General features: G+C 64.1%; 28 protein-coding genes and 1 pseudogene. 17 read left to right on the top strand and 12 right to left on the bottom strand.

Translation table 11 applies throughout. The features are described 5' to 3' along the window. Both J7I79_RS00740 and J7I79_RS00735 read right to left on the bottom strand, forming a co-directional pair. Positions 1-310, bottom strand: a 310-nt coding sequence (locus J7I79_RS00740) for a lyase family protein (protein WP_251042229.1), incomplete at its 3' end; no start/stop codon positions are given. Between the two features lie 202 nt (positions 311-512). After that, positions 513-1,241, bottom strand: coding sequence for a FadR/GntR family transcriptional regulator (locus J7I79_RS00735; protein ID WP_214949057.1), 729 nt, complete (start codon positions 1,239-1,241; stop codon positions 513-515). 263 nt (positions 1,242-1,504) lie between these two features. Between J7I79_RS00735 and J7I79_RS00730 the strand changes: the two genes are divergently transcribed. From J7I79_RS00730 to J7I79_RS00715, 4 genes and pseudogenes are all read left to right on the top strand, one after another. After that, positions 1,505-2,959: a GntP family permease gene (locus J7I79_RS00730; RefSeq protein WP_214949055.1), complete on the top strand. Its 1,455-nt coding sequence runs from the start codon at positions 1,505-1,507 to the stop codon at positions 2,957-2,959. Positions 2,960-3,005: 46 nt separating this feature from the next. Further along, a complete protein-coding gene (locus tag J7I79_RS00725; RefSeq protein ID WP_214949053.1) occupies positions 3,006-4,256 on the top strand; it encodes a CaiB/BaiF CoA-transferase family protein in 1,251 nt (416 codons plus the stop codon). Further along, positions 4,253-5,251 carry a hydroxymethylglutaryl-CoA lyase gene (locus tag J7I79_RS00720; protein WP_214949051.1) on the top strand — a complete coding sequence of 333 codons (999 nt, stop codon included), beginning with the start codon at positions 4,253-4,255 and terminating at the stop codon, positions 5,249-5,251. Before J7I79_RS00725 ends, J7I79_RS00720 begins: the two co-directional genes overlap by 4 nt. A gap of 44 nt (positions 5,252-5,295) precedes the next feature. Continuing rightward, positions 5,296-5,871 (top strand): annotated as a pseudogene (locus J7I79_RS00715) (2-hydroxyacid dehydrogenase); the annotation flags it as partial. A 66-nt stretch (positions 5,872-5,937) separates the two neighbouring features. On the opposite strand, the gene J7I79_RS00710 reads toward J7I79_RS00715, so the two are convergent. Both J7I79_RS00710 and J7I79_RS00705 read right to left on the bottom strand, forming a co-directional pair. Then, on the bottom strand, positions 5,938-6,729 hold the full coding sequence (locus J7I79_RS00710) for an IclR family transcriptional regulator (protein ID WP_214949049.1): 792 nt from the start codon (positions 6,727-6,729) through the stop codon (positions 5,938-5,940). Positions 6,730-6,848: 119 nt separating this feature from the next. After that, positions 6,849-7,652, bottom strand: a complete 804-nt coding sequence (locus J7I79_RS00705) for a carbon-nitrogen hydrolase family protein (protein ID WP_214949047.1) — start codon at positions 7,650-7,652, stop codon at positions 6,849-6,851. Between the two features lie 32 nt (positions 7,653-7,684). Between J7I79_RS00705 and J7I79_RS00700 the strand changes: the two genes are divergently transcribed. Beyond that, positions 7,685-8,341 (top strand): GntR family transcriptional regulator, encoded by a 657-nt coding sequence (locus tag J7I79_RS00700; RefSeq protein ID WP_214949045.1) that lies wholly within the window; start codon positions 7,685-7,687, stop codon positions 8,339-8,341. Positions 8,342-8,365: 24 nt separating this feature from the next. Here the strand turns inward: J7I79_RS00700 and J7I79_RS00695 are convergent, their stop codons facing one another. Continuing rightward, positions 8,366-9,757: an MFS transporter gene (locus J7I79_RS00695; RefSeq protein ID WP_214949043.1), complete on the bottom strand. Its 1,392-nt coding sequence runs from the start codon at positions 9,755-9,757 to the stop codon at positions 8,366-8,368. 150 nt (positions 9,758-9,907) lie between these two features. Here J7I79_RS00695 and J7I79_RS00690 point away from each other — a divergent pair, with 150 nt between their 5' ends. Continuing rightward, positions 9,908-10,594, top strand: a complete 687-nt coding sequence (locus J7I79_RS00690) for a DUF2848 domain-containing protein (RefSeq protein WP_214949035.1) — start codon at positions 9,908-9,910, stop codon at positions 10,592-10,594. A gap of 104 nt (positions 10,595-10,698) precedes the next feature. Here the strand turns inward: J7I79_RS00690 and J7I79_RS00685 are convergent, their stop codons facing one another. Further along, positions 10,699-11,511: a DeoR/GlpR family DNA-binding transcription regulator gene (locus J7I79_RS00685; RefSeq protein ID WP_214949033.1), complete on the bottom strand. Its 813-nt coding sequence runs from the start codon at positions 11,509-11,511 to the stop codon at positions 10,699-10,701. Positions 11,512-11,602: 91 nt separating this feature from the next. On the opposite strand from J7I79_RS00685, the gene J7I79_RS00680 reads away from it, so the two are divergent. The 3 genes from J7I79_RS00680 to J7I79_RS00670 are packed head-to-tail and all read left to right on the top strand — an operon-like array spanning position 11,603 to position 14,247. Next, a complete protein-coding gene (locus J7I79_RS00680; RefSeq protein WP_214949031.1) occupies positions 11,603-12,250 on the top strand; it encodes a bifunctional 4-hydroxy-2-oxoglutarate aldolase/2-dehydro-3-deoxy-phosphogluconate aldolase in 648 nt (215 codons plus the stop codon). Between the two features lie 57 nt (positions 12,251-12,307). Beyond that, positions 12,308-13,603, top strand: coding sequence for an MFS transporter (locus J7I79_RS00675; protein WP_214949029.1), 1,296 nt, complete (start codon positions 12,308-12,310; stop codon positions 13,601-13,603). Positions 13,604-13,659: 56 nt separating this feature from the next. Continuing rightward, complete coding sequence (locus J7I79_RS00670) at positions 13,660-14,247, top strand: AAA family ATPase (protein WP_251042228.1); 588 nt, start codon at positions 13,660-13,662, stop codon at positions 14,245-14,247. Between the two features lie 57 nt (positions 14,248-14,304). On the opposite strand, the gene J7I79_RS00665 is transcribed toward J7I79_RS00670, so the two are convergent. Continuing rightward, positions 14,305-15,138: a DeoR/GlpR family DNA-binding transcription regulator gene (locus tag J7I79_RS00665; protein ID WP_214949027.1), complete on the bottom strand. Its 834-nt coding sequence runs from the start codon at positions 15,136-15,138 to the stop codon at positions 14,305-14,307. Positions 15,139-15,373: 235 nt separating this feature from the next. Here J7I79_RS00665 and J7I79_RS00660 point away from each other — a divergent pair, with 235 nt between their 5' ends. From J7I79_RS00660 to J7I79_RS00635, 6 genes are all read left to right on the top strand, one after another. Next, positions 15,374-16,672 carry a sugar ABC transporter substrate-binding protein gene (locus J7I79_RS00660; RefSeq protein WP_214949025.1) on the top strand — a complete coding sequence of 433 codons (1,299 nt, stop codon included), beginning with the start codon at positions 15,374-15,376 and terminating at the stop codon, positions 16,670-16,672. A 71-nt stretch (positions 16,673-16,743) separates the two neighbouring features. Beyond that, the gene (locus tag J7I79_RS00655) at positions 16,744-17,691 is read left to right on the top strand and encodes a carbohydrate ABC transporter permease (RefSeq protein WP_214949022.1); all 948 of its coding nucleotides are present in this window, start codon (positions 16,744-16,746) and stop codon (positions 17,689-17,691) included. A gap of 1 nt (position 17,692) precedes the next feature. Further along, a complete protein-coding gene (locus J7I79_RS00650; RefSeq protein ID WP_214949020.1) occupies positions 17,693-18,535 on the top strand; it encodes a carbohydrate ABC transporter permease in 843 nt (280 codons plus the stop codon). Between the two features lie 55 nt (positions 18,536-18,590). Continuing rightward, entirely contained in the window at positions 18,591-19,451 is an 861-nt protein-coding gene (locus tag J7I79_RS00645) for a ketose-bisphosphate aldolase (RefSeq protein ID WP_214949018.1), read from the top strand. Between the two features lie 8 nt (positions 19,452-19,459). Next, complete coding sequence (locus tag J7I79_RS00640; protein WP_214949016.1) at positions 19,460-20,653, top strand: ADP-dependent glucokinase/phosphofructokinase; 1,194 nt, start codon at positions 19,460-19,462, stop codon at positions 20,651-20,653. 378 nt (positions 20,654-21,031) lie between these two features. Continuing rightward, the gene (locus J7I79_RS00635; protein WP_214949014.1) at positions 21,032-21,643 is read left to right on the top strand and encodes an NADPH-dependent FMN reductase; all 612 of its coding nucleotides are present in this window, start codon (positions 21,032-21,034) and stop codon (positions 21,641-21,643) included. 3 nt (positions 21,644-21,646) lie between these two features. On the opposite strand, the gene J7I79_RS00630 is transcribed toward J7I79_RS00635, so the two are convergent. Together J7I79_RS00630 and J7I79_RS00625 are read right to left on the bottom strand one after the other, a co-directional pair. Next, positions 21,647-22,432: an alpha/beta fold hydrolase gene (locus J7I79_RS00630; RefSeq protein WP_311380485.1), complete on the bottom strand. Its 786-nt coding sequence runs from the start codon at positions 22,430-22,432 to the stop codon at positions 21,647-21,649. Positions 22,433-22,561: 129 nt separating this feature from the next. Further along, entirely contained in the window at positions 22,562-22,885 is a 324-nt protein-coding gene (locus J7I79_RS00625) for an antibiotic biosynthesis monooxygenase (protein WP_214949013.1), read from the bottom strand. A gap of 199 nt (positions 22,886-23,084) precedes the next feature. Here J7I79_RS00625 and J7I79_RS00620 point away from each other — a divergent pair, with 199 nt between their 5' ends. Then, positions 23,085-23,687 (top strand): DUF1992 domain-containing protein, encoded by a 603-nt coding sequence (locus J7I79_RS00620; protein WP_214949010.1) that lies wholly within the window; start codon positions 23,085-23,087, stop codon positions 23,685-23,687. Positions 23,688-23,718: 31 nt separating this feature from the next. Here the strand turns inward: J7I79_RS00620 and J7I79_RS00615 are convergent, their stop codons facing one another. After that, the gene (locus J7I79_RS00615; RefSeq protein ID WP_214949009.1) at positions 23,719-24,360 is read right to left on the bottom strand and encodes an NADPH-dependent F420 reductase; all 642 of its coding nucleotides are present in this window, start codon (positions 24,358-24,360) and stop codon (positions 23,719-23,721) included. A 155-nt stretch (positions 24,361-24,515) separates the two neighbouring features. Here J7I79_RS00615 and J7I79_RS00610 point away from each other — a divergent pair, with 155 nt between their 5' ends. Next, on the top strand, positions 24,516-25,280 hold the full coding sequence (locus tag J7I79_RS00610; protein WP_214949008.1) for a hypothetical protein: 765 nt from the start codon (positions 24,516-24,518) through the stop codon (positions 25,278-25,280). A 12-nt stretch (positions 25,281-25,292) separates the two neighbouring features. On the opposite strand, the gene J7I79_RS00605 is transcribed toward J7I79_RS00610, so the two are convergent. Together J7I79_RS00605 and J7I79_RS00600 are read right to left on the bottom strand one after the other, a co-directional pair. Beyond that, entirely contained in the window at positions 25,293-25,607 is a 315-nt protein-coding gene (locus J7I79_RS00605) for a DUF6221 family protein (protein ID WP_214949007.1), read from the bottom strand. 6 nt (positions 25,608-25,613) lie between these two features. Next, entirely contained in the window at positions 25,614-25,763 is a 150-nt protein-coding gene (locus J7I79_RS00600; protein WP_214949006.1) for a hypothetical protein, read from the bottom strand. Positions 25,764-25,793 lie beyond the last annotated feature (30 nt).

Genomic DNA, 25,793 nt, shown 5'->3' with positions numbered 1-25,793 from the left:
GGATGACGTCCACGACGAACTGCTCGGCGAGGTGTCCGTTGATGATGTCGGTGCAGGCCTGTTCGATGGCGTCGGCGCGTTCGGGGTCCAGGAGGCCGAGTTCGCGGTTGGTGCGGGCGGCGGCGAGTTTCACGGCGGCGAGGCCGCGGACCAGGTACATGTTCGTGGACAGCGGCTGGCCGGTGATGGGGAAGTTCTCCACGGCGCGGAGGGTGTGCACGCCCCAGTACGCGGCGGCGGGGATGTCCCGGTCCCCGAGGAGATCGTGTTCGGAGCGGGTGTCCGGGGCGGTTTCGGCAATGGTGGTCATGGGGTCCTCACAGGGCTTCGTTGACGGGGCGTGGCGGTAATTTTGGACGCAAAAATGTGGGGCGGGTAAGAATCCAAGGGCCGGGACAGCCCGGGTGATGCCGCTGCCGGGCCTGCGGTCATGGCGGTTCCACGGCAAGGAGCCCGCGCGGGGCTTACAGCGGTTGGGGCAGGTTAGGAAACGTGGAGGTCGGGCTTAGGATCTAGCGCGTATGGCCGGCCCTGGAGTGCTCGCTTCCGGGGATGATGGTGCCCAGGGCGCATTCGACCCCATGCAAATGCATTCTCATGGCCTGGGATGCTTCCTCGGCTGATCCGCTCTCGATGGCAGCGAAAATGCGGGCGTGCTCCTCACCCGATTCCTTGCGCCGGTCAGCCACGAGGTTGAGCGTGTTCGACTGGTTGGCCATGGCGTCGCAGATATCCGACAGGAACGATTCGAACACGCCGTTGCCGCTGCACCGCGCGATGGTCACGTGGAACTCGGTGTTCAACAGCACCCACTGCTGGAGATCGTCCTCCACGGACATTTCCCGCAGGATTTCCCGGAGTGCCTCCAGGTCTTCGCTGCTACGGCGTTCCGCAGCAAGGCCAGCGGCAGGCACTTCCACGTGGGGGCGTGCTTCCACAAGGGCGCTGGCCGAGTACTTGCCGAGTTTGAGGTCCTGGGCCACCTTGTCAGCGATGACGAAGGTACCCTTCCCTGTATGGGTGGCCGTCAGCCCCAAGGCGGTGCAGGAACGCAGTGCCTCCCTGACCATCGTGCGGCTGACGCCGTACTGCTTGGCGAGCGATGCCTCCGAATCGAGGCGCGTGCCGACCGGGATCTTGCCGCCTTCGATGGCGCTGCGGAGGGATGCGAAGACCGCCTCAGCCGCGCCAACGCGTACCACTCGATCTTGTGCAGCTGTCCAGCTGTCCAACAGGTCCATATAAAGACTATGGCACCTGTCACAGAGCCTGTCAAAGGTTTCCCGAAACGTCGGGCGGCGAGCGGTCTTCCAGGACCCGGGCCAGCGCCGCGGATTTGTGCGCGAACGGCCCCAGGGAGACCGCAATATGCGCCATCATTCCGAGCTAGTCTTGCATTGTGGGTTTAATCCCATAATATGAGTGTAGCGCTGTGTCGCTCATCACTCTCTCTCGACCCTGTTCCAAGCCTTCAAGGTCGAAGGCCCAACGATCGGATCCCCTTATGTCAGACATCGCTGTCTTGATCAACACCGCCGTGGCGGTCCTCGCCGCGGTGGTGCTGATTGTTCGCTTCAAGGTCAACCCTGTAATCGCCCTCGTGATCGGCTCGGTGTATCTCGGGCTGGCCGCCGGTCTGGGCGTGGAAAAAACCGTCAAGACAATCACCTCCGGATTTGGCGAGATCATGGTGGACGTCGGACTCCTCATCGCCTTCGGCGTCCTGATGGGCTCCATCCTGAACCAGACCGGCGCCATCCGGCGCCTCGTGGAAAACCTGCTGAACACATTCGGTCCGAAGCGCCTGCCCTACACCATGGGCCTCGCCATCGGGACCCTGCTCCAGTCCATCTTCCTGGACGTCCTGCTTGTCATTTCAGCCCCCTTGGCCCGCAAGCTCGCGCCGAGAATCGGCAAACTCGGCACCGCACGGATGGCGACGGCCATGGCCATTGCCCTTGAATGCGGCATTGTCTTCACGGTTCCCGGCGTGGCTTCGCTAGCCCTGGCGGGCCTGCTCAACGTGCCCCTCGGAAAAATGCTCCTGTTCGGCCTGCTCCTGGTCATTCCGACCATCATCATTTCCATCGCCATCATGACGTTCCTCTTCCGCCGCGGCTTCTGGAATGAAGCCAAGGATGAAGACCACACCTTCGTCGAGGAGGAAGACAAGGAGGGTGAGGAGGAAGCGTACGACGGCGGCGCGAAGCCGGCCCCAGCAGCCGGCCTCCAGCCGGCGGGTGGCAAGGCCGCCAACGGGACCGGCCTGAAGACAGGAAGCGGAACCGTGGCAGTAGTCGAACGCGAAACCAAGCAATTCCCCCTGCTCCTGCTCTTCGCCCCGCTCATGACCTCACTGCTGCTCATCGGCACCGGTGCCATCCTTGAGATTCTCAAAATTGACGCCGAGTGGATGAAGCTCCTGGGCGAGCCGGTCATTGCGCTCCTCATCGGGCTGATCGGCACCTGCCTCGTGGCCCGTTCAGCAGTCGGCCAGAAACGCGTGGAAGAGGCCATTACGGTGGGCTTCAAGGAAAGCGGACAGATCCTGATCCTCACCGGTGTCGGCGGATCCCTCGCTGCCACCGTCGCGGCCGCCGGCCTCGGCGACATTCTGGGCGGCTTTTTCTCGGCGAGCACCGTGGCCCCGCTCCTCGTTGTCTGGGCCATTGCCGCTGTGCTGCACATCGCCGTCGGCTCGGTCACCCTGTCCGCCATCACGGCAGCCGGACTGCTGGCACCGATCGCCCCGGCCATCGGCCTGGACCCTGTCCTCCTCGCCCTGGCAGCCGGCGCCGGTTCACTGTTCATGGTCCACGTCACCAGTAACACCTTCTGGCTCCTGCAGTCCCTGCTGGGCCAGAGCGTGAGGGGCGCGCTGAAATCGGTGACTGTCGGGGTTTCGGTGGCGTCCGTCGTCGCGATCCTGCTTATCCTGCCCATGAGCCTCCTGTTCTAACTGAACGCCGCCCCACAAGAAGTACGCTACGAAAAAAGGAAACCCGATGACACAGACACGCATTGCGCCGCTTGAGGGCGTCCGCGTCCTTGAACTTGGAAACTATATCGCCGCGCCTACGGCAGGGCGGATGCTTGCCGATTTCGGTGCAGAGGTCATCAAGGTGGAGCGGCCGGGAACCGGCGATGAGTTGCGCAACTGGCGCCTGCACAAGGGCGATACGTCCATGCTGTACCGGACCATCAACCGTAACAAGAAGTCGGTGGTGCTGGACCTGCGCACCGAGGCCGGCAAAAAGGCCGTGCTCGCACTCGTCGCCAAATCGGACATCCTGCTGGAAAACTTCCGGCCGGGCACGCTCGAACGGTGGGGCCTCAGCCCGGACGTGCTCAACGAAGCCAACCCGGACCTCATTATCACCCGCATCTCGGCCTTCGGGCAGACGGGTCCGCTGTCCGAGCGGCCCGGCTTCGCCGCCGTCGCCGAAGCGTACGGAGGGTTCCGCAACCTTGTGGGTGACCCCGACCGCCCACCAGTCCGTGTCGGAGTGTCGATCGGGGACTCAATCGCCGGACTGTACGCCGCCTTCGGCTCGATGATGAGCCTGTACCAAAGGGAGGCGCGGCGCCGGGACGCCGCCGGCGCTGTACCGCTCACCGAGCGGATCATCGACGTCGCGCTGAACGAGGCGATGTTCTCCATGATGGAATCCCTCATTCCGGACTACCAGGCTTACGGCGTGGACCGGCAGCGTGTGGGCGGCCGGATGGATGGGATCGCCCCTTCCAACGCGTACATCTGCAAGGACGGCGCCAGCATCGTGGTGGCCGGCAACGGGGACTCGATCTACCAGCGGTACATGGAGACCATCGGGCGCGCGGACCTGGCCGCCGATCCGGCCCTGCAGGGCAACGCCGGCCGCTGGGCCCGGCGTGAAGAACTCGACCAGGCCATCGGTGCGTGGACGGGGCAGTTAGACGCCGCCGACGCCTTGGCAGCCCTGGACGCCGCCGGTGTCCCCGCCGGCCCCATCTACACAGCGGCGGACATCAGCAACGACAGTCAGTACACCGCCCGCAACATGATCCAGAAATTCGATGTCTCCACCGGGGACGAGATCCTGCCCGGGGTGGGCTTTCCCGGCATCGTCCCCGTGATCGGTGACCAGTCGCTGCCCATCCGGAACCTCGGACCGGACCTGGGCGAAAACACCAACGAAATCCTCGGCGGGCTCCTCAACATGGACCCCGCCGAGATCACGGCGGCCTCCGGCCGCGAGGAGGCACTTCAGCCATGACACAACCTTCAAACCACAGCGACTTTGCTCCTGCAGCTGAACTGGGCAGTGCCATCCTCCGGGACGTGACGCTTCGTGACGGACTCCAGCTCACCGGGAAACTCCTCTCCACGGAGCGGAAGGTCGAAACGGTCCGGGAGCTGCTGCGCCTGGGCGTTCCGTCGATCGAGCTGGGCTCCATGGCCCGCGCGGACCTCGTCCCCACCATGGCCAACACGCTCGAAGTCGTCCAGGCCCTCACGCCGGAGGAACTCGAAAAGTGCTGGATCTGGGTGGCCACCCCCGGCCACGTGGCCAAGGCCGCGGCCGCCGGGGCACGGAACTTCCAGTACTGCCTCTCCGCCTCGGACTCACACAACAAAGCGAATATCGGCCGCACCACGGACGAAAGCCTGGCTGCACTGCCGCAGGCGGTGGAGTACACCCGCGCCGTCGGCGGACAGATACAACTTTGTATTGCGACGTCGTTCACGTGCCCCTTCGAGGGTACGGTGCCGGAGGAACGGGTGCTGTCCATCGCCAACGACCCGCGCGCTGAGGGAACCACGGACATCGTGCTCTGCGACACCCTTGGCCAGGCCGTCCCCGCGCAGGTCTCCGGGCTGATCCGACGCGTTCGCAACGAATCTCCGGCGCGGCGCATCGTCTATCACGGCCACGACACCTGGGGGCTCGGTGTGGCCAACACCCTCGCCGCCATCCAGGCCGGCGCCGCCATGGTGGACGGCGCCCTGGGTGGACTGGGCGGCTGCCCGTTTGCTCCGGGGGCCAGCGGAAACACGTCCAGCGAGGACATCCTGTTCGCAACCCGTCCCGGCTGGCTGACCACGGAAAGGTTCGCCGGAATGGTGGGTCTCTCCGAGAAGTTGCTCGCGGAATTGGGCGAACCCAACCGCTCCAAAGCTGCCCAGGGTGCCCGTTCCAAAGCGCCGGCCTTCGAATGGGTCATCCGGGCGGACAACGCCGCCGCGCCCTCCGGCATCGGAGGCAACTGAAGATGGCCAACAGTTTCCTGGTGACCACGGCGATCCCTGATCCCGGGCTTCAACTGCTGGGCGAGGCCGGGCGGGTCACCGGGTTCGGCAGGATCGCCCGCGCCACGGCACGGCGTGCCCTGGGCTTCGGCATGGAGGTGGTCTTCTCGCCGCGGCCGCCGGGCGACCGTCCCGTCAGCGATGAGGAACTCGGCGAGTTCGCTGGCAAGGTCCGCCAGGTGCCTTGGGAGGAACTCGTGGAACAGAGCGATTTCCTGTCCGTGCACGTGCCGCTGAAAGACCAGACGCGTCACCTGGTGGACGCGGACGTGCTGCGCCGCATGAAGCCCGACGCAATCCTGATCAATACGGCCCGCGGGCCGATCGTGCACGAGGCAGCACTCGTGGAGGCGCTGCGGGATGGCGTCATCGCCGGTGCCGGGCTGGACGTCTTCGAGGACGAACCGCGGCTGGCGCCCGGCCTTGCCGAGTTGCCCAATACGGTTCTGCTGCCGCACGTGGGCAGCGCCACGGTGCCCGTGCGGAGCGAAATGGCCCGGCTGAGCGCGCTGAACGCAGTGGCCATCGCTGAGGGTCGTGTGCCGCCGCACGCAGTCAACCCGCGGGCAATGTCCCGCTAATCCCTGCAGGGGCGGTTCCCGGTTCCGTGCCGGACGATCCGTGAAGAAAGCGGTTTCCTGGCGGTGTCACGCCTCGCCAGGAAACCGGCCGCCGATCAGTCTGGTCATATGCTCGGCTGTTGCAAGAAGCGGTTCGACCCATGCCTCGCAGGTCTCCAGCGGCATCCGCAGGGTGGGCCCGCTGATGGTCAGTGCCCCGACCAAACCGGCAGCCGAGTCGAAAACCGGTGCGGAAAGACCGGAGGCGCCGTCTTCCCGCTCGCCAACCGTGATGGCAAACCCGTCCCTCCGGGTTGTCTTCACAGCAGTTTCCAGATCCTCGGAACTGGTAATCGTGGATTCGGTGATCGATTCCAAAGGATCGCGAAGAACAGCGTCCATGAGGTCCTCATCCCAGGCCAGGAGGACGCGGCCCGCGGAACCGGCGTGGAGCGGGAGGAGCTTGCCCAGATGCATCTCACGGCGAAGAGCATGCCGTGTTTCTGCAATGGCCACGCACACGCGGTAATGCTGCTCTGCCTTGAAGAAGCACGTGGTCTCGCCTGTGGTGTCCCGAAGAGTCTTTAGCACGGGGCTGAGCACGTCCAGCACTTCCATGCCCCGGGTGGCCGGGGCAGCCCAGAATGCCATGCGCATCCCGATGCGGTAGGCATCTTCCTCCCTGTCCAGGAAGCCCTGGGACGTCAGGTTGGTGACCAGGCGCTGGACTGTGGAGTTGGGCATTCCCGTGAATTCACGGATGTCGGACAGTGAGAGTACCGGCCGGGACAGCGAAAAGGCGTCCAGGATGGATGAGATTTTTGCGAGGACCAGCAAAGTGTTGCTGTTGGACTTCGCTGAAGAATCGGTGGCCGACATAGGACTCACGCTAGACGGTGGCCGGACCCCGGTCCAATCCCGGCTTAAGAAGGCGGACGACGGCGGGAGGTCCCGCCGTCGTCCGCTCCAGTAGGTGCGCCAGGCGCTGAAAGTCCGGACTAGAAAGTCCGTGCGTTCGCGAGTACCGGCAGTTTGCCGCGGACGTCCGTGATGACGGCAGGGTCGATGTCGACCACGGCCAGTTCAGGCTCTGCGCCCAAAACAACCAGCGGGGAGCCGAGCGGGGACACCACGGCACTGTGGCCGATCCCGGTGGGGGCGCTGTCCACGGCGCCGGCGGACCGCAGGCCGATGCTGGCGGGGTCGCCCTGCCCGCAGGCCACCACGAACGCGGTGCTGTCCACGGCGCGGGCGCGGACCAGCAGATCCCACTGCTCCGCCTTTCCTTCACCGGCGCCCCAGGATGCGCAGACGATGTTGACCTGGGCGCCGGCCCGGGCGTTTGCCGTGAACAGCGCGGGGAAGCGCACGTCGTAACAGGTCGCGAGGCCGATCACCGTGCCGTTGAGGTTGAAGGTCACCGGTGACGTGCCGGCGTCCACGGAATCGGACTCGGCGAAACCAAACGCATCAAAGAGATGGATCTTGTCGTAGGAGGTCTCGATGCCCGGGCCGGTGACCAGCAGGGTGTTCCGCACGCGGCCGCCATCGCCCGGGGTGAACATGCCCGCCACGACGGTGATGTCCAGCTCGCGGGCAATGCTGCGGACGGCGGTGGCCCATGGCCCGTCCAGCGGCTCGGCGATGTCCGCCAGGCTGTTGCCGAAGGCGCGCATCGCCGCTTCCGGGAACACCACCAGGTCAGCTCCGGCGGCTTTGGCCCGCATCGCGTATTCTCGAATCAGCTCCAGGTTGGCGGCCAGATCGGCTCCGGTGATGATTTGGGCCACTGCTAAACGCATGAAATTACTCCAGTCTGTTGTATACATAATGTATGCGAAAAAGTTCGGGGACAGCGGCGTCCGGCCGCGAGAAGGCGTACGCGTACCTGCGGGAACATATCCTGATTGACCCGGAGGTGCAGGGGAAGTTCCTGAACGAGCAGGAGCTGGCCGCCGAGATCGGCGTTTCGCGCACTCCGGTCCGGGAAGCGCTCCTGCTGCTCGTCTCCGACGGCCTGGTGGAACTGATTCCGCAGCGCGGAGCCTATGTTCCGCCGGTGACAGGCCGTGAAATGTCGGAGCTCATGGAACTCAGGGGTGTGCTGGAAAGCCATGCCGCCCGCCTGGTGATCGAACACCGCAGCGTTCCGGCGCAGACGATGCAGGACACCTTGGACCAGCAGGCCCAGCTTCCCGAGCAGATGAACCCGGAGGCTGCGCAGGAATTCATCCGGCTGGACACCCTCTTCCACCAGCAGCTGATCGACGCGGCGGGCAATGAGCTCATCTCCCGCACGTACAGCAAACTGCATGTCCGGCAGATCCTGGTGGGCGTCTCCGCCCTGTTCCGCACCGGCGGGAGGCGCGGGCAGGTGTGCGCCGAACACCAGGCCATCCTCGATGCCCTGGTGTCCGGCGACGCGGTGAAGGCGCAGGCGGCCATTGACCATCACCTGGCTGTCACCCGGGACATCCTGCTCCGCACCTAAACACCGTGCTGTTGGTTGGAATCGTTAAGTGGACTGGCCGGTGGCCGCCTGCTGGCGCGCTTCCGCGGATCCTTCGAGCAGCAGGCGGTAGTCCTCGTCTTCGACGGTGTTGGAATCCCGGCCTAGCGCCAGCCCCACTGCCGTGACAGCAGCCGCCACGGCCACGTAGATGGCCACCGGGATCCAGGTTCCGAACTGGGCCAGCAGCAGCGTGAACATCAGGGGTGCGATGGCGCCGCCGATCACACCGGCGAAGGTGTAGGCGAGTGAGCTGCCCGTAGAGCGCAGCCGCGGGGAGAACTGCTCCACGATGAAGGCGGCCTGCGGGCCGTACATGAACGAGTGCGCCATGAGGCCGATGACGATGCCCACGATCAGCATCGGTTGGTTGTCCCCGCCCAGGATGCCGAAGAAGATGAACGTCCACACAGCGCCCACCACTGCCGCGGTGCCGTAGACCAGCCGGCGGTTGAAGCGGTCGGACACGGCGCCGGCCAGCGGGATCATGAAGAGCTGGAACGCGGAGCCGATAAGGACGGCGGTGAGTACCTGGTTGCGTTCGTAGCCGAGGGACTGGATGCCGTAGGTAAGGGTGAAAACGGTGAACAGGGCGTAGAGCACATCCGGGCCCACGCGGCACAGGGTGGCGGCGATCAGCGGGCGGAGCTCTCTGCGGAAGACCTCGTAGACGGGGGCGCTGGGCTGTTCCCCGTGCGCCGCGATCGCCTTGAAGATGGGGGTGTCTTCCAGTCTGAGCCTGATCCAGAGCCCGAAACCGACCAGCAGGGCCGAAACCAGGAAGGCGATGCGCCAGCCGAAGCTGATGAACTGCTCTTCAGTCAGCATCAGTGTGAGAACGGCCAGGGCGCCGTTGGCCATGAGGTTGCCCGCGGGCGGCCCCACCTGGGCTGCTGATGCCCAGAAGCCCCGGCGGTGCGGATCGCCGTATTCGCTGGAGAGCAGCACAGCGCCGCCCCATTCGCCGCCCACGCCCACGCCCTGGGCGAAGCGCAGCAGCACCAGGATGATCGGGGCGGTGATGCCGATGCTGTCGTAGCCCGGCAGCACACCGATCAGGACGGTGGCGACGCCGATGATCATCAGCGTTGTGACCAGGACCTTCTTACGGCCGATCCGGTCGCCCAGCCGGCCGAAGATGATGCCGCCGACCGGGCGGGACACGTATCCCACCGCATAGGTGGAGAAGGCCAGGATGGCGCCGGTCAGGGGATCGGTTGACGGGAAGAAGACGATGGGAAATACGACGGCGGCCGCGGCCGAGTAGACGGCGAAGTCGTACCACTCGAGGGCGGTGCCGGTGAGGCTGGCGGCGAAGGCCTTGTACAGGCCCTTGGGATGAATCGGCTTGTCCGGACGCGGCGCTGCGCCGGAAGCCGGAACTGGGACGTTGGCCATGGTGTTTGTCCTCCACGAGATTTTTACAGGTGACGCCTGTCACGCTGGCGTTAAATGTATATATTACGCATACTGGATGTACATTGGCGACCGTTTCCGGTTTCCAATTTGTAAATTTCTCCAGCAGCACACGCAAAGGATGGACAGAACATGACGACTCTGAGCTTCGAACTTCCCGACGGCAGCACCCGGAAAGTCCAGGTCAAGCACCTCCTGAACGCCGGCTATGCAGGACGGGAGCAGGAGGAAGTGCAGGCGCACATTGCCGAACTGGCTGAGCTGGGAGTTCCCGGTCCTGCCACCACTCCGGCGCTGTACCCGGTCTCGCCGTACCTGGCACAGCAGGTATCGGAAGTGAGTGTGCAGCATGGGCGGACCTCCGGGGAAGCCGAGTGGGCGCTGGTGATCACCGACGACGGCGTGCTCCTTACCGTCGCCTGCGACCACACGGACCGCGACCTTGAGGTCCACGGGGTGGCCTGGAGCAAGAACGCGAGCCCTGACGTTCTGGGCCGCAAGGCCTGGCGACTCGACGACGTACGCGACCATCTGGACCAGATCACCTTGAAGGGCTGGGTGGGGACGGGCGACACCCCGGACACGCTCATCCAGGACAGCTCGCTGGCAGCATTGCTCAGCCCTGACTACTGGCTGGAGGTCCTCACAGAGCGCGGCCTCAACGAACCCGGCACCGTCCTCATTTCCGGCACCGTGGCCATGACCCATGGCGTGAATCAGTTCGCCCGCAGCTGGAAGGTGGAAATGACGGACCCGGTTACCGGCGCCTCGGTGGACGCCCAGTACGTCGTGGAGCAGATGGCAGAGCCAATCGGCTAGTTCGCCTCATCAGGCAAATCAGAAGCGGACGACGGCGGGAGCTTCCCGCCGTCGTCCGTGCTTTTCGCTCGTCGTGCTGCCCTCGCCGCGGACTTCTGCGCCACCTAGGCCGTCGCCGCCTTGCTCAGCGAAGCCACATGCACGCTGACGCCCAGGTCCCGGATGTTTTCCTGCATTTCCTGGGGCAGCTGGTCGTCGGTGACCACGGCGTCCAGCTTTTCGAGTGGTGCCACATTGAACTTGGACACCGTGCCGAACTTGGTGCTGTCCGCCAGGAGGAAACACGACGACGACGCCTCCAGTGCGGCGAGCTTGACCTCCACCTTGTCCATGGAGGGCGTTGTGACGCCGCGGGACATGTTCCAGGTGCCGGTGCTGAGGAAGAACAGGTCGATGTTGATGGACTTGATGGCGTCCGCGGCGATGCGCCCGCTGCTGGAGGCGCTGGACGGATCCACCACCCCGCCGGTGTGGATCGTCTCGATGTTGGGGTACGCGAACAGGCTGGTGACTACGTAGAAGTCGTTGGTCACCACAGTGATGTTCTTGCGTCCGCCGAGGTACGGCACCACGGACTGGCAGGTGGTGCCGGCATCCAGGAACACCACCATGTCGTCCTCGACGAACTCCGCCGCGAGTTCAGCAATCGCCTGTTTGCGGGGGAGTTCCAGCTGCGCCCTGAATTCGCGTTCCCGCGGCGGTTCCTGGCCGGTCCAGTCAGCGAGCCTCACACCGCCCTGGACGGAGACCACCTGGCCGAGGTCCTCCAGGGCGGTGATGTCCCGGCGGACGGTCATGTGGGAGACGTTCATGTAGTCCGTGAGGCTCCGGATGCTCAGGACACCTTCGCGCCGGAGCAGCCGGAGAATCTCCTGGTGGCGCTGCTCGGGGATAAGAGGTCGTGGTGCTGGACTCACGCAGGGCTCCTTTGGGACGTCGTCACAACCATCTTAACAACTTTTCACAGACTGTTCCAATTTGTGAATATTTGGGGTAATCTCTTAATTGATGTTAAACAAATTTGAGACCCTAGAGACCATCGTCCGAACCGGAGCCCTGCTCATCGCCCGGCTGGATTCGGCCGACGAGGCCTACCGCGTTGCCGAAGCCGCCATCGAAGGCGGCATCCGCGCCGTCGAAGTCCCGTTGACCGTTCCCGGTGCGCTCGGCGTTATCGAGCGCCTCGCCGACAAGTACGGTGACCAGGGAATTGTGGTGGGAGCCGGCACCGTGCTCGACGCTGAAGCAGCCTACGCTTCGGTGTCAGCAGGGGCGCGGCTGCTCGTCAGCCCGCAATTGAACCCCAACATGATCGCCACCGCCAACCGGTACCAGGCGGTCACCGCCAGCGGCGCGTTCACCCCCACCGAGGTGCTCAACACGCTCGAGGCCGGCGCGGACATCGTCAAGCTGTTCCCCGCCGAACTCGGCGGACCGGCCTACGTAAAAACCATCCTGGCGCCCTTGCCGCAGGCACCCATCATGCCGTCCGGGGGAGTGACCCCGGGGAACGTCAGCGCGTGGTTCGCCGCGGGCGTGACCGCCGTCGGCGTCGGCAGCTTTGTCACCAAAGCAGCCCAGGAAAACGGCGATTACGGGCTCGTGACCCAGGCGGCACGGACGTTCCTCGCTGCAATCGACGACGCCCGGCGCTAACGCCGGACACCCCCAGACCGACAGCCACTGTCGCCAGAACACGAAGGAGTGAGCTGCATGAGCCAAGCTTCAGCAGAAATCCATACGTCCGAGGAGAAGCCGTTGAAGAGCGTCCGGATCAGGTGGTACCTGATCGCGCTGCTCGTCATCGGCGGCATCATCAACTACCTGGACCGCAATAACCTCAGCATCGCGAACACCACCATCGCGAAGGAGTTCGGCCTCAACACGCTGCAAATGGGCCTGTTGCTTTCGGCGTTCTCCTGGCCCTATGCCATAGCGAACCTTCCCGCCGGCTACCTGGTGGACCGGTTCGGGCCCAAGCGCATGTTCGCCTGGGCGGCGGGCCTGTGGTCCATCGTGTCCATGCTGTCTGCCCTGGCCAACTCCTTCGGTTTCCTCTACGCCGCACGAGTTGCGCTGGGCATCTCAGAATCCCCGTTTTTCACGTCCGGGCTCAAGGTGGCCGACAAGTGGTTCAACAAGACCGAGCGTGCACTCCCTGTATCAATCGTTAACACCGGATCACAGATCGCCAACGCGATTGCTCCGCCGCTGCTGACGTTCCTGATGCTCACCATGAGCTGGCGCGGGATGTTCGTCGTCATCGGCGCCTTGGGCATCGTCATTGCCCTGGTCTGGCTCCGGATCTATCGCGACCCGACGATGAAGGAGCAGTTCATCATCAAGGGCGCGGAGTTTGAGGAACAGCAGAAGCCGAAGGAAAAGCAGACCGGCTGGGGCGAACTCCTCAAGCAGAAGAACACCTGGTTCATGGTCCTCGGCGCGTTCGGCATCTTCTACACCGTGTGGGTGTACCTCACCTGGCTGCCCAGCTACCTCCAGACCGCGCGTGGCTTCAGCCTGAGCCAGATCGGCTGGCTCGCAGGACTGCCGTTCCTGTGCGGCGTCATCGGTGTGCTGGCCGGAGGTATTCTCTCCGGCAAGCTGATCAAACGCGGTGTCCCCACGATTACCGCCCGCAAGATCCCGATCGTGGGCGGCGCACTCCTCGCCGCTGCCGCGGTGCTTCCCGTGGCCTACGTCGAGAACACTGCGTTGGCCATCGCGCTGCTGTCCGTCGGTTACTTCGCGGCGCAGGTTCCCATCGGCGTGCTGTGGACGCTGGCCTCGGACATTGCGGAATCCAACCAGGTGGCATCCCTGGGCGCCATCCAGAACTTCGGCGGGTTCCTCGGCGCCGCCGTGGCACCGATCGTCACCGGCTTCATCCTCAACGAGACCGGCGGCAACTATACGCTGGTGTTCCTGATCGGCGGCGTGCTGCTGATCGTCGGTGCACTCTCCTACGGCATCTTCGTCAAGGACCGCCGCACGGCTACCGTGGCGTAGCCACCGGTCCAGGCTTCACACAGTTCAGGTTCAAAGGTTCAAGGAAGAACAGGCAGTTGACTACCACCATCCCCAAAGTGTTCTTTGTGATCGGCCCGGCCGGCTCCGGAAAATCCAGCGTCAGCCGGCTCATCGCCCAGCGGTTCGGGGCGGCGTACATCGACAAGGACACCGCCACCATCCGGTTCACCGAGTTGCTGCTCAAACTCAACAACTCGGACCCCAATGAGCGGGACAACAACGAGTTCTACCAGAGCACCATCATGCCCCTGGAGTACGCGTCCATCCTGGACCTCACCCGGGACAACCTGATGGCCGGCAACTCCGTGGTCCTGGACGCTCCGTTCGGCAAGTTCTTCCCTGACGACGACTACCTGTCTAAGGTCCGCGTCCAGCACCAGTGGCCGGAGGCGGAGCTGGTGGTGGTGCATGTCCGGCTGGCCGGAGAAGCACTCCGCCAGCGCCTGATTGCGCGCGGCTACCCGAGGGACGAGTGGAAGCTCTCCAACTGGGAGACGTTCTGGGCGGGAGCCCAGGCCAACTCCTGCCAGTGGAAGGAGGCCCGCCACGTGGACTTCGACAACAGCGCCGCAGCGGCGGACATCACCGACTTCGCGTCGGCGCTGACTTCCGGGGCGGCCTGAGGCATGCGGGGCACGGCAAGGGACGACGGCGGGAGGTCCCGCCGTCGTCCCCTTGCCTTAGTCGGTGTTCTGGTCGGGGAACAAAACCTGGACGTCGTTGTCTGCCAACGCGGCCGCGAGATCGGCCGGGGGCGGGGCGTCGGTAATGAAGTAGTCGGCAGCGCCGAGGGCGGCGATCTCCGCGAAGAGGCTGCGCCCGAACTTGGAGGAGTCTGCCAGCACCGCCACTTTTGTGGCCCGGTGCATCATGTCCGCCATCATCACGGCCTCGTCCAGGTTGCTCGTGGAGTAGCCGGCGTCGACGGACACCGCGCCCACACCGACGATCGCGAGGTCGCAGCGGATGCTGATCTCGTTGACCTGCCCGGGAGCCCGGAACGCCAAAGGCCCCAAGGTGGCTTGGGCGCTGAGGCGCACCGCGCCGCCCACGACCCACAGATCGCGACAGACCTTGGGTGAGAGTTCCGCCGGAATCCGCAGATTATTGGTCACGATGGTGAGCCCGCGCTGGTCGTGCAGGTTCCGCGCTGCGGAGAGGGCAGTCGTCCCCGCATTCAGGATGACTACTGAGTCGTCGCGGACAAGCCCTGCTGCCAAGGCACCGATCTTTTCCTTCGCCGTGGTCTGCAGCCTCGACCTCACATCCACGCCCGTGTCAGCGCGCGGGTGCGCGTTGAGGCTTACCGCGCCGCCGTGGGTTCGGATCAGCACACCATCGGCGTCGAGCTGGTCCAGGTCCCTCCGGATGGTGTCGGACGAGACCTTGAAACGGTCCGCAAGGACCGCGACGGTCACTTCCCCCTCAGCGCCGACAAACGCGGCCAGCTCGGATTTCCGTCCTGCTGGCAGGCGCGGCCGGCTTTGTTCCAGGTCCCCGACAGATTTCTGCATATACCAGATGTAGCACGAAGTGCGTTTTTCTGCCATTATCTGCGTCGCGTTTTTTGGCTGAAGTCGGCAGGATTGGGAGTGACGCACACCAGAAATGCCCTAACTATCAATTGAAGCGCTCTCTGACACGTTATTGACGCTTCCGTGTGACGTGGATTACTGTGCAGGTATACGCACAAGTTTGCAGAAAAATGCAACATTCTGCGTAAACAGGCACTCTTTCGATAGGAGAGTTATGAGCAAGGATGCTCGAGTCAAACGCGGCGCCGTTGCCGCAATAGCAGCAGCTGCGGCCATCACTTTGGTCGCCGGGTGTGCAGGGGGAAGCACCGGAAGCAGCAGCGGGGGTTCATCGGCAGGCGGCGAGGTCACCCTCGAGTTTGCGCAGTGGTGGGAGCCGGAGCTTCCTGCCGGATCCCTCCGCAAACTGATGGACCAGTTCGAATCTGAAAACCCGGGTATCAAGGTCAATCTCCTCAGCGGGCCCTATGCCTCTACAAAGGAGCAGGTGGTGGCCGGAGCGGCCGCCGGCACCATGTCCGACGTCGTCGGTCTCGACGGTGCCTGGATCAGCGACTTCGCCAAGCAGGGCGCGATCGCCGACCTAGGCAAGCTGATGTCCGACGCCGGCTATGACCAGAACCAGCTGACCAGCCAGGTCAAGGTCGAGGACACCTCCTACATGCTTCCCGTGCTGAACTTCGTCTACCCGATGTTCAGCAACGATGACCTGCTGGCCAAGGCCGGCGTCACCAAGGCGCCCACCAACCGGACCGAGTTCAGCGCCGCGGCCAAGTCCGTCAGCGCTCTGGGCGGCAACACCAAGGGCTGGGTCATGCCGCTGTCCCTTGAAGCCCCCAACGGGGTCCAGAACGACGTCATGTCCTGGGCTTGGGCGTCCGGGCAGAGCATGCTCAAGGACGGCAAGCCGGATCTGACGACGCCGGAGATCACCGACACCGTCAACTACGTCAAGGGCCTCTGGGATGCCGGCGCGATCGCCCCCGGCGCCTTCACCATGAAGGAACAGGACAAGGTGGAGGAATTCACCAACGGCCGCGTGGGCATGATGATCGACTCCCTTGCCCACATCACGGCCATCCGGGAAAAGAACCCGAACCTGAAGTTCAGCATCTCGGCGGTTCCCTCCACCGACGGCTTCAGCGGCAAGCGCGGCATTCCGTACGCCTCCTGGGGCATCGGCGTCGCGGAAAACAGCGAGCACAAGGCAGAGGCCTGGAAGCTCATCCAGTTCCTCATGAGCGAGAAGACCAACGGCGCGCTGGCCACAACGGCCAATGCCTTCCCCGGCAACAAGGACGCGACGCCGGACTTCACCGGCAAGGACGAGCTGTTCAAGACGGCCTTCGACGTCTATAAGAGCGGCTACCCCGCGAACGAATTTGTCGGCCTCCCGGTCGCCGAACAGCTCATGCGGGGCTTCGCCGAGCAATTCCAGAGGACGCTCTCCGGAGACCAGTCAGTCGACGACATGCTCAAGAAAACCCAGGACACCTGGAAGCAGAAGTTCTAGCCCAACCTACCGGGCACCGGACTGCGCCAGACTGACCCTCTGGCGCAGCCCGACCCCAGGAAGCTGTAGACATGGTTTTCACCACCGAAAAGCAGACCACGACGGCTGCTGGCCCCCAGCGTACGGCCGCAACCCCAGCCAAGCGCAAACGCAAGATCAACCTGGTTCCCTACGGGTTCCTGTCCCCGACAATCCTCCTGATCGTCGTCCTGATGCTCATCCCGATCGTGATGGTCATCTGGTATTCGATGATGGACAACGTCATCACGAAGAAGAACCCCCAATTCGTCGGCTTCAGCAATTACGCCGAAGTGCTGGGCAGCGAAGTCTTCCACACGGCGATCCTGAATACCGTGTTCTTCACGACGGTCAGCGTTGCCGCGCACCTGGTGCTGGGCCTGATTTTCGCGATGCTCCTGAACACCCGGTTCCTGAAGTCCTTTACTAAGGCGATCTTCCGGGTCATTTACGTGATGCCGTGGCTGTTCACCGTGGCGATCATCGCCATCCTCTGGCGGCTCCTGCTGAGTCCCAACGGAATCGTTAATTTCCTGGTGATGGAGCTAGGGCTTTCCAGCACCTCAATCGAATGGCTGGCCTCCCGGGACACGGCGCTGCTCGCCGTCACCTTCATCAACATCTGGGCCGGCTACCCCTTCTTCATGGTGAGCCTCCTGGCCGGACTGCAGGGCATCCCGAAAGACCTCCACGAGGCCGCCCGGGTGGACGGGGCAAACCCCGTGCAGCAGTTCATGAACATCACCCTCCCGCAGCTGCGCCCCATCATCATCAGCATGGCGCTGCTCGACCTGATCTGGACCAGCCAGCAGTTCGCCCTGATCTGGATGACCACTGGAGGCGGGCCCATCAACTCCACGGAAATGCTCAGCACGTTCACCTACAAACTTGCGTTCAGCGAATACAACTTCTCCATGGCGGCGGCAAGCGCGGTGATCATCCTGGCTTTCTCGATGGTGCTGGCCTTCTTCTACGTTCGCTACCAAAAGGCGCGTGATTGACATGATGACCACAAGACAGCGCCGCGAACAGGCCAGCAAGGCCGGCGTCTTCCTGGCGCTCTGCGTCGGAGCCGTATTTGCCGGGTTCCCCGTGCTCTGGATGTTGCTCAGTTCCTTCAAATCCAATACCGAGATCTTCGAATTCCCGCCCCGCATCATCACGGAGAACTTCTCCTTCGGGGCGTACGGAGCAATTCTGGGAGACCCCGCCAAGGTCCGGTTCTTCACGAACAGCTACGTAGTCTCGTTGACCGTCACGGCGTTGACCCTCGTCGTCGCACTGATGGCGGCCTACGCACTGAGCCGTTTCGAGTTCCGCTTCAAGAGCACCCTGAACGTCGTCATCATCAGCGTCCAGGCGGTTCCGCCGATCACGCTCCTGGTTCCGTACTTCGGCCTCATGGTTTTCCTGAAGCTCTTCAACACCTACCAAGGCCTGATCCTGACCTACATGGTGTTTACGCTTCCATACGCGATCATCATGCTGACGGGCTACTTCAATACCCTCCCCCGGGAACTTGATGAGGCGGTCAAGATCGACGGCGCCGGTCACATGGTGGCGCTTTGGCGGGTCCTGGTTCCCGTGTCAGTGCCCGGAATCGTCTCGGTGGGGATCTACACGTTCATGATCGCCTGGAACGAGTACCTGTTCGCCCTCACCCTCACCAAGACCCCCGACATGCGGACCGTTCCGATCGGCATCCAGCTCCTCATGGGCCAGAACTCCTACGAGTGGAACGAAATGATGGCCATGAGCATCCTCGGTTGCATCCCCATCCTCATCCTCTTCCTGTTTTTCCAGCGCTACTTCATCGGCGGCATGACCTCCGGTGCCGTCAAGTAAGAACGCTGTCAACTAAGCCGCCCATCGTGGGTCAACCAAGAAAGAAGATTAAACAATGTTGGTAAATGGAAAAGTAATGCTCGACGTGGCAAACGCCAATAACTTTGCGGTCCCGGCCTTCAACATCAGCGACTTCGCCATGATGAACGGGGTGTTCGAGATCAGCGAAGAGCTGGAGGCGCCGGTGATCATCGCAATCCACCCCGACGAGCTCAGCCACATCGGCGTGGACATGCTCCCCGCCATCATTTCCCGGGCACACCGCTCTACCGTGCCTGTCACGATCCACCTCGACCACGGAGCCACCCACGAGCAGGTCCTGACGGCCATCCAGGCGGGCTTCACCTCGGTCATGATCGACGGCTCCACACTCCCGTTCGACGACAACGTGACGATCACGAAGAGGATCGTGGAAACCGCCCACGCCGTCGGCCTGTCGGTAGAGGGCGAGCTCGGCACCATCGGCAAGACCGATGATGAGGCCGAGGACGGGACGGCGACGATCATCTACACCGAACCGGCGGACGCAGTCCGCTTTGTCGCGGAGACCGGCGTCGATAGCCTGGCCATCGCCATCGGCACCTGCCATGGCATCTACCCGGCGCACATGAAACCGGAACTGAAGCTGGACCTGCTGCGCGAGATCAAGGACGCAGTCAACGTCCCCCTGGTCCTGCACGGCGGCTCCAATAACCCTGACAGCGAGATTGGCGAATCCGTGAAGCTCGGCGTCAACAAGATCAACATCTCCAGCGACATCAAGGTGGCCTACCACCAGAAGATGCGCGAAATCCTGGCCGACGCCGGTGTGCGCGAGCCCAACACCATCCAGCCGCCGTCGATCGCGGCCATGAAGGTAGTCGCGGCGCACAAGATTGCCCTGTTCGACGCCGCAGGCAAAGCAAAGCTGTACTGAGCACCGCCATGACGCAGAATGTGGTGCTGGGGCTCGGCGGAACGGTCGACTATGAAATCATGTGGGACTCATCCGTTATGGATGAACTGGTGCTGTCCTACGGGATAGTGCCGGAGGAACTATCCCGGACGGTTCCTGTCCAAACCGAGCGCGACCTGACGGTCACCCTGCTCGCATTCCTGCGCGACGGCGTCGGGGGAGAGCGGTTCATTGCCTCCTCCGACGTCGTCGAGGCGTTCGCGGCCCGATTCGAAAAACGCGTCACCCTGGGCGGCACCCCGGTCAGGGCAGCCCTCGCCATGGCCAAGCTGGGCCTTGGCAGCACAGTGCACCTGGTCAGCATCGACGATGACGTGCGCCGGCTGCTGCCGGAGGGCTGCACCTATGTCTGCAGCGCGCCAGGAGACTCGACCGACCCGCACCTGATCGTCCAGTTCAGCCAGGGCGACGCTGTGCGGGTGGGCGATGTGGTCCTGCAGGCGCCGCACCCCAACCGGGTTATCTACACGAACGACCCCCCAAATACCGATATGTTGCTCAGCGACCAGCTGGGCGGCCTGCTGGACGGCGCCGATGTTTTCCTTGTCTCCGGGCTCAACGTCATGAATGACGCCGAGGCGCTGAACCAGCGGCTGCAGGAACTGCGCCGGTTGATCCCGAGGCTCTCCCCGGGCGCACGGGTGGTATATGAGGACGCGGGCTTCCACATCCCGGAGTTCGGCGAACGTGTCCGCGACATCATGGCCGAGGTGGTGGATGTCTACAGCATGAACGAAGACGAGATGCACTCCCACCTTCACCGCACGACGGATCTGCTGGATGTGGCCGCCATGGAACGGGCACTTCGGGACATTCAGGCCGTCATACCGGCAAGAATCGTCGTGATCCACAGCAAGTACTGGTCCCTCGCCATGGGACCCGAGGCTGCCGACTATGAACGGAGCCTCGCAGGTGGCATCAACATGGCAAGCAGCCGGTTCTGCCATGGCGATGATTTCACCGCTGGGGATCACCATGCGGTCAGCCAGCTGGCAGTCAGTGCAGCCGGGGCGGCATTCAGCAAGTCCATCGAGCAGCGCTTCAACGGCACGGTCCGGTGTATTCCAGCCCTCGCTCTGGATCCGGCCAGCCCAACAACCATCGGGCTGGGGGATTCCTTCGTGGGCGGGTTCATCGCGGCGCTTACTAAGGAGACTTTGTGATTGCCCCTTGTCCCGGGTGGCTCTCGACCAAGGATTCAGCATCCTTGTGGTTGTCGACGGGCAGGGCGCGCTCGCGACAGACAACGGCAGCCCGTCTGCGTTGATCCGCGGCGATACCGTCCTGGTTCCGTATTCTGCTGGCGCTCTGGAAATTACAGGCTGCCTTCGGCTCCTGCAGTGCTGCCCGCCAGTTTCGCCTATGGAGTCGTTTGGACACTGAGCTGGCAACGGACGGGCTCTGTAGCGGCGACCCCGCCCCCTAACCTCTGGCCGACACCCGCGTTCTGTGCTGGACTGTCTGGTGGGCTGCGCCTGAGGCGGGCAGCGCCCACCAGTCGGCCCGCCGGCCCAGACCGGCCCAAGGAAGGGATCTGCTTCATGGCAACGTTCAAGATCGGCTACTTCGTCGGAAGCCTGGCCCGCGGCTCCATCAACCGCACCCTCGCCAACGCCCTGATCAAGCTGGCTCCCGGGGACCTCGAGTTCACCGAGATTCCCATCAAGGACCTCCCGCTGTACAGCTATGACTACGACGCCGATTTTCCGCCGGCAGGCCGCGCACTGAAGGAAGCCATCGAGGGTTCGGACGGCATCCTGTTCGTGTCGCCGGAATACAACCGCTCCATCCCCGGGGCGCTCAAGAATGCCATCGACTGGGGATCACGCCCCTGGGGCACCAACTCCTTCGCCCGCAAGCCCACCGGCATCATCGGCGCCTCGCCGGGCAGCATCGGCACAGCCGTGATGCAGTCCTCCATGCGCGCCGTCCTCAGCTTCCTCGACGCACCGCAGCTCAACGCCCCCGAGGCCTACGTTAAGTTCAACCCCGCCGTCTTCGCCGCCGACGGAACGGTCACCGACGAGGGCACCGCGGACTTCCTGCGCCACTACATGGAGGAATACGGCGCGTTCGTGGAACGGGTGCTCGCCGCCAACGCGCCCGGACACATCGGCGACCTCAAACCGGACGCCGCCAAGCTCTCCCGTTAGGTCCTAGGCTGTCTGCTCGAGGATGAACTTCACGGTGGCTTCGGGCTGGTCCCAGTGCGGGAAATGGCCGCAGTCCTCGAACCAGTGCAGCGTCGCGTCCGGGTACAGTTCCGCGGCAACCGCAGCCTGACTGGCCGGGGTGACTTTGTCCTGCCGGCCCCAGCCGATGGCCAGCCGGCCCTTGAGTGAGCCGCTCGGGGCGCCACGCTGCCTTGGCCCGTGCGCCAGCGACTTGCGCGCTTCGTCCACGCTTGGCGACGTCCTGAAGCCGCGAAGTTCGGTCATCACCTGCTCCGGATCCAGCTTCCAGGGCTTGACCGAGAACTGGGACAGGAGCGCCGTCCGTCCTGCGGCGTGCCTGGTGAGGAACGGCAGTACCGGCTGGAGACGCCGAACCAGCGCAATGGACGCGGTGATGCTCGTATTGAAGACAGCCAACTGGCGGTCATTCCAGAACCCGCCGGGATCGAGCGCCACCACAGTGCCCGCGTGCCCGCGGCGGGCCAGTTCAATCACGACCAGGGCGCCCATGGAACTGCCCACGACGTCGGCATTCCCCAGGCCGGTTTCGCGAAGGAAGTCCTGCAGCGCGTCGGTCAGCGTTCCGAAGGTGACCTCCCCTTCCATCGGGGCGCTGGCCCCGAAGCCCGGAAGATCGACCGCGATCACCTCGCGCTCGGCGCCCAAGGCCGGCACTACCGGATCCCAGTTGCGGATGCTGGACCCCAGCCCGTGGACCAGTACCAGCGGTTTTCCGGTTCCGGTCCGTTCCATGTTCAACGAGGCCACTGCTCACCTTTCGTCGTCCGTTGCGGGGCCGGCAGCCTGCACAACGGTAAGGGATGCGTAGTGCCCCCAGTCTAGGCAGACGAAAACGAACGACGGCGGGACGTCCCGCCGTCGACCGCTCTCGCCGGCCTACTGCACCGCGTGGTGCTGCGCGCTGACGCTTGCCGCGACGTCGTAGTCAGCCCCGTGCATGTCCTCGCACAGCGCAACGCACGCACCGATGCGGGTCCTGAACTCGGGATTCTGCTTCCATGCGTCCCTGGACGGTTCGTCAGTCCACTCCGAGTACGACATGTAGCGTCCGGGGACACCCTTGTCATGCAGGAGCTTGGCCACCACCATCGACGGGTAGTTCTCCCGCGACCACTGAAGAAATTCCGTCCACTTTTGCACGAATTGGTCGTCGTTCCCTTGCCTTACATGCCAGACACCGGAAGCGTAATGCTCTGCCATCGGTCTCACACCCTTTCCAGACTGCCCCAATAGAACAATTTTAGGACCGGCGCGTTAGTTAAGACCCAGGCCCTGGCGTCTCCCCGGCCGTGCGGGAAACGCGCAGCATGCCTCCTATTGCCGCGTTATTGAAACTTGCCCGGGGCCTCTGAATACTGGAAGACAGGTTATCCAGGATCGGTCCGGGGACGGTGGGAACATGCCCAGTGAAGGAGCGGGTGGCGCGTTCAGGCGCCGGGTGGAACGTGCCGCCGAACTACGCGCCGTCCGCGCCACCGGCATGACAGCCCAGGAGGAAGCTGAGCTCACCGCTGCCGAGGAAAAGGAACGGGAAAAGCGCCGGAAGGTGGATGACGCCAGAAGGGCCGAATACCTGATCCGGGACGCCATGGCGCAGGGGAAGTTCGACAACCTGAAATACGCCGGCAAACCCATCCCCGGGCTGGGCGAGGGCTACGATCCGGACTGGTGGGTCAAGGGACTGATCCAGCGCGAGAACATCACGGGCATGGGACCGAAAGCCGTCCTCCTGCGCACCGAGGACGCCGAGCTGGATGGCAGGCTGGACGCCCAGTACTCGGAGAAGCAGGTCCGCGACATCCTGCAGGACTTCAACAGGCGGGTGATCGATGCCCGCCGCCAGCTACAGGGCGGTCCGCCCGTTGTTACCAAGACCCGTGACATAGACGCCGAAGTGGAACGATGGCATGAACGCCGGGCGGCTGCCGCCGCAGCCACGCCGCCACCGGAGCCTGAAACAAAGCGCTCCTGGTGGCGGCGGATCCGGGACGGCAGCACGTGAGAACGCGGGCCTAAAACGACAGATCCAGGCGTCAGACGGTGCGGGGAGCCCGGGCGAGGTTCTCGGTAAGCTCGGCCGCATTCTGGCGCACGACGTACGCCGGGCGGTCGCGTTCCACTCGCCAGCTTTCGGACAGCGGGCCGATGTTGACCGTGTCGAAGCCGAACTCGTCGTAGAACCTGGTCACCAGTTCAGCCGCTTCGGGATAGTCGCTGGCCGTGGCAAGTGCGCGGCGGTTTGCCGTGCCTGCGGGTGCACCGTCAGTGCCGATCTCCCTTGCCATGATGTGGTTGAAGCCCTTGGCCACCTTGGACGTGGGAAGGTGCTTCTGCAGCAAACCGGACGTAGTGGCCTGGCCGCTGTCGAGCTCCGGGAACCGACCGTCCCGCTCCCAGTAGTAGTTGTTCGTGTCAATCACGATCTTGCCCTCCAGCGGCGGCACCGGAAGGTCCCCGATGCTCCTGAGCGGCACGGTCACGACGGCGAAATCGCCGGCAGCGGCCGCTTCCGGCGGAGTTGCGGCCCGGGCCCGGGGTCCCAGTTCCGCCACGAGGCCGGTCAGTGTTTCCGGTCCCCGCGAGTTGCTGATGACCACGTCATAGCCGAGCTGCACCGCCTTGCGGGCAATCTGGCTTCCAATGTGTCCTGCGCCGATGATTCCAATTGTTGTCATGTCCGGGCCAACGCCACTCCGGCGGAGGATATTTCACCGCGTGTAATAAATCGTTATGACCGGCCACAGTTCGGTGCCGATCACATCAGGAGCGGTCCCGCAGATCAGGTACGGCGCCACAATGGAAGGACCGGCGTTTGGCTTAGGAGGATGGCATGCGCTCGCGAGTATTTTCCCGTTTTATGTCCCCTGCCGGCCTTCTTCTTGCCTGCGTGCTGGTCGGCTGCGGCCAGCAGTCCGGGCCTCCAGGGCCGGCGTCGCAGAATGCGAGCGACCTGCCGGCCTCCGTGACGGCAACCGCACCGCCGGGATCTAGCGCCCCCGGCGAAACGAAGGGCCCCGAAGCTACCGGAGCTTCCACGCCTTCAACTGCCTGGACCACCTATACGACGGCGGATCGACAGCTGATCTTCGACCTTCCGGCCGTGTGGAGCGTGGAGGACCCGGCGGGCGAGCTGGCAGAGGGCGGTGGCGCCTTTGCCGAGATCACCAACCCGGCGGGGAAACCGTTGGCCACGCTCCGGACCAATATGGCAACAGGATCCACCTGCGTGGACCAGTACCCATACGCCGTCCTGGACTCGCAGGACCTGACGGCGCTCACCCTGAAGGGTGCCACGCCCCGGTTTGTGTTTGAGGCGCGTGGGACCGCGACGGATCCCGGGCCGGCAGATACCCCGGCTGCGGCCTACGGCATCACGTCAGGCCCGCCGCCCTCGGGGGACTCGGCATGCGCCATCTTCCACTTCTTCACCTGGCCCCCGACCGCCGCCATGTTCGGGGCGTTCTACAATCCGGCCAACAACGAAACCCCGGGGGACGCCTCCCTGCCGTATCTGGAGAAAGCCAAGATCTACACGGAGACCGCCGAGTACCGCGACATCAGGCGGATGATCACGTCACTGCGGCCCGCGGGCTAGCCACGCAGGGGCCTACAGCCAGTCCTCCTCGAAATCCGGATGATCGGCATAGGGCAATGCTAGCGCCTTCAGTGAACGCGTGGTCCATTCGATGGCTTCCGGAATCCAGCGGGACTCCTCCTCGAACGGGTCGCTGACCATGGTGGCCAGCGCCGTCTGGCGGGCCGATTCGACAATGCGGATGACCCTCTTCTTCGCCTCGCACTCCAGCAACAGGCGGTGTTCATACCACCTGCCTGACTCGGAGACCGTGCGGTCGGTCAGGATTTTGCGGGCCGCGGCCTCGTCCTCCCTGATGCGCTCGGACAGGAATTCGACGATGTCCACAACCGTTCAGCCGCCGGCGGCCGCCACGTCCGGGATGTCGGCGCCTTCGGCTGGGTCCTGCGAATGCACCCTGATATCCCTCGGATCAGCGTTCTCGTCGCCCTCGGCCGGAGCCTCACTGTGGACACGCTCCGACGCCTGTGGGTTCTCGCTCATGTCCGCTCCTTTTTGCTGTGGTTCCTGTTG

Source organism: Arthrobacter sp. ISL-69 (genome assembly GCF_018613775.1).
Classification (GTDB): Bacteria; Actinomycetota; Actinomycetes; order Actinomycetales; family Micrococcaceae; genus Arthrobacter.
The sequence above is the reverse complement of the archived record's forward strand: the minus strand, read 5'-3'. Positions and strand labels throughout refer to the sequence as shown.

Coding starts and splice junctions, on each gene's coding strand:
- J7I79_RS00645 (WP_214949018.1), top strand. CDS start 18,591: ATGTTGGTAAATGGAAAAGTAATGCTCGACGTGGCAAACGCCAATAAC.
- J7I79_RS00675 (WP_214949029.1), top strand. CDS start 12,308: ATGAGCCAAGCTTCAGCAGAAATCCATACGTCCGAGGAGAAGCCGTTG.
- J7I79_RS00700 (WP_214949045.1), top strand. CDS start 7,685: ATGCGAAAAAGTTCGGGGACAGCGGCGTCCGGCCGCGAGAAGGCGTAC.
- J7I79_RS00620 (WP_214949010.1), top strand. CDS start 23,085: ATGCCCAGTGAAGGAGCGGGTGGCGCGTTCAGGCGCCGGGTGGAACGT.
- J7I79_RS00710 (WP_214949049.1), bottom strand. CDS start 6,729: ATGTCGGCCACCGATTCTTCAGCGAAGTCCAACAGCAACACTTTGCTG.
- J7I79_RS00720 (WP_214949051.1), top strand. CDS start 4,253: ATGACACAACCTTCAAACCACAGCGACTTTGCTCCTGCAGCTGAACTG.
- J7I79_RS00730 (WP_214949055.1), top strand. CDS start 1,505: ATGTCAGACATCGCTGTCTTGATCAACACCGCCGTGGCGGTCCTCGCC.
- J7I79_RS00600 (WP_214949006.1), bottom strand. CDS start 25,763: ATGAGCGAGAACCCACAGGCGTCGGAGCGTGTCCACAGTGAGGCTCCG.
- J7I79_RS00635 (WP_214949014.1), top strand. CDS start 21,032: ATGGCAACGTTCAAGATCGGCTACTTCGTCGGAAGCCTGGCCCGCGGC.
- J7I79_RS00665 (WP_214949027.1), bottom strand. CDS start 15,138: ATGCAGAAATCTGTCGGGGACCTGGAACAAAGCCGGCCGCGCCTGCCA.
- J7I79_RS00660 (WP_214949025.1), top strand. CDS start 15,374: ATGAGCAAGGATGCTCGAGTCAAACGCGGCGCCGTTGCCGCAATAGCA.
- J7I79_RS00680 (WP_214949031.1), top strand. CDS start 11,603: ATGTTAAACAAATTTGAGACCCTAGAGACCATCGTCCGAACCGGAGCC.
- J7I79_RS00615 (WP_214949009.1), bottom strand. CDS start 24,360: ATGACAACAATTGGAATCATCGGCGCAGGACACATTGGAAGCCAGATT.
- J7I79_RS00690 (WP_214949035.1), top strand. CDS start 9,908: ATGACGACTCTGAGCTTCGAACTTCCCGACGGCAGCACCCGGAAAGTC.
- J7I79_RS00735 (WP_214949057.1), bottom strand. CDS start 1,241: ATGGACCTGTTGGACAGCTGGACAGCTGCACAAGATCGAGTGGTACGC.
- J7I79_RS00725 (WP_214949053.1), top strand. CDS start 3,006: ATGACACAGACACGCATTGCGCCGCTTGAGGGCGTCCGCGTCCTTGAA.
- J7I79_RS00705 (WP_214949047.1), bottom strand. CDS start 7,652: ATGCGTTTAGCAGTGGCCCAAATCATCACCGGAGCCGATCTGGCCGCC.
- J7I79_RS00655 (WP_214949022.1), top strand. CDS start 16,744: ATGGTTTTCACCACCGAAAAGCAGACCACGACGGCTGCTGGCCCCCAG.
- J7I79_RS00695 (WP_214949043.1), bottom strand. CDS start 9,757: ATGGCCAACGTCCCAGTTCCGGCTTCCGGCGCAGCGCCGCGTCCGGAC.
- J7I79_RS00640 (WP_214949016.1), top strand. CDS start 19,460: ATGACGCAGAATGTGGTGCTGGGGCTCGGCGGAACGGTCGACTATGAA.
- J7I79_RS00610 (WP_214949008.1), top strand. CDS start 24,516: ATGCGCTCGCGAGTATTTTCCCGTTTTATGTCCCCTGCCGGCCTTCTT.
- J7I79_RS00650 (WP_214949020.1), top strand. CDS start 17,693: ATGATGACCACAAGACAGCGCCGCGAACAGGCCAGCAAGGCCGGCGTC.
- J7I79_RS00625 (WP_214949013.1), bottom strand. CDS start 22,885: ATGGCAGAGCATTACGCTTCCGGTGTCTGGCATGTAAGGCAAGGGAAC.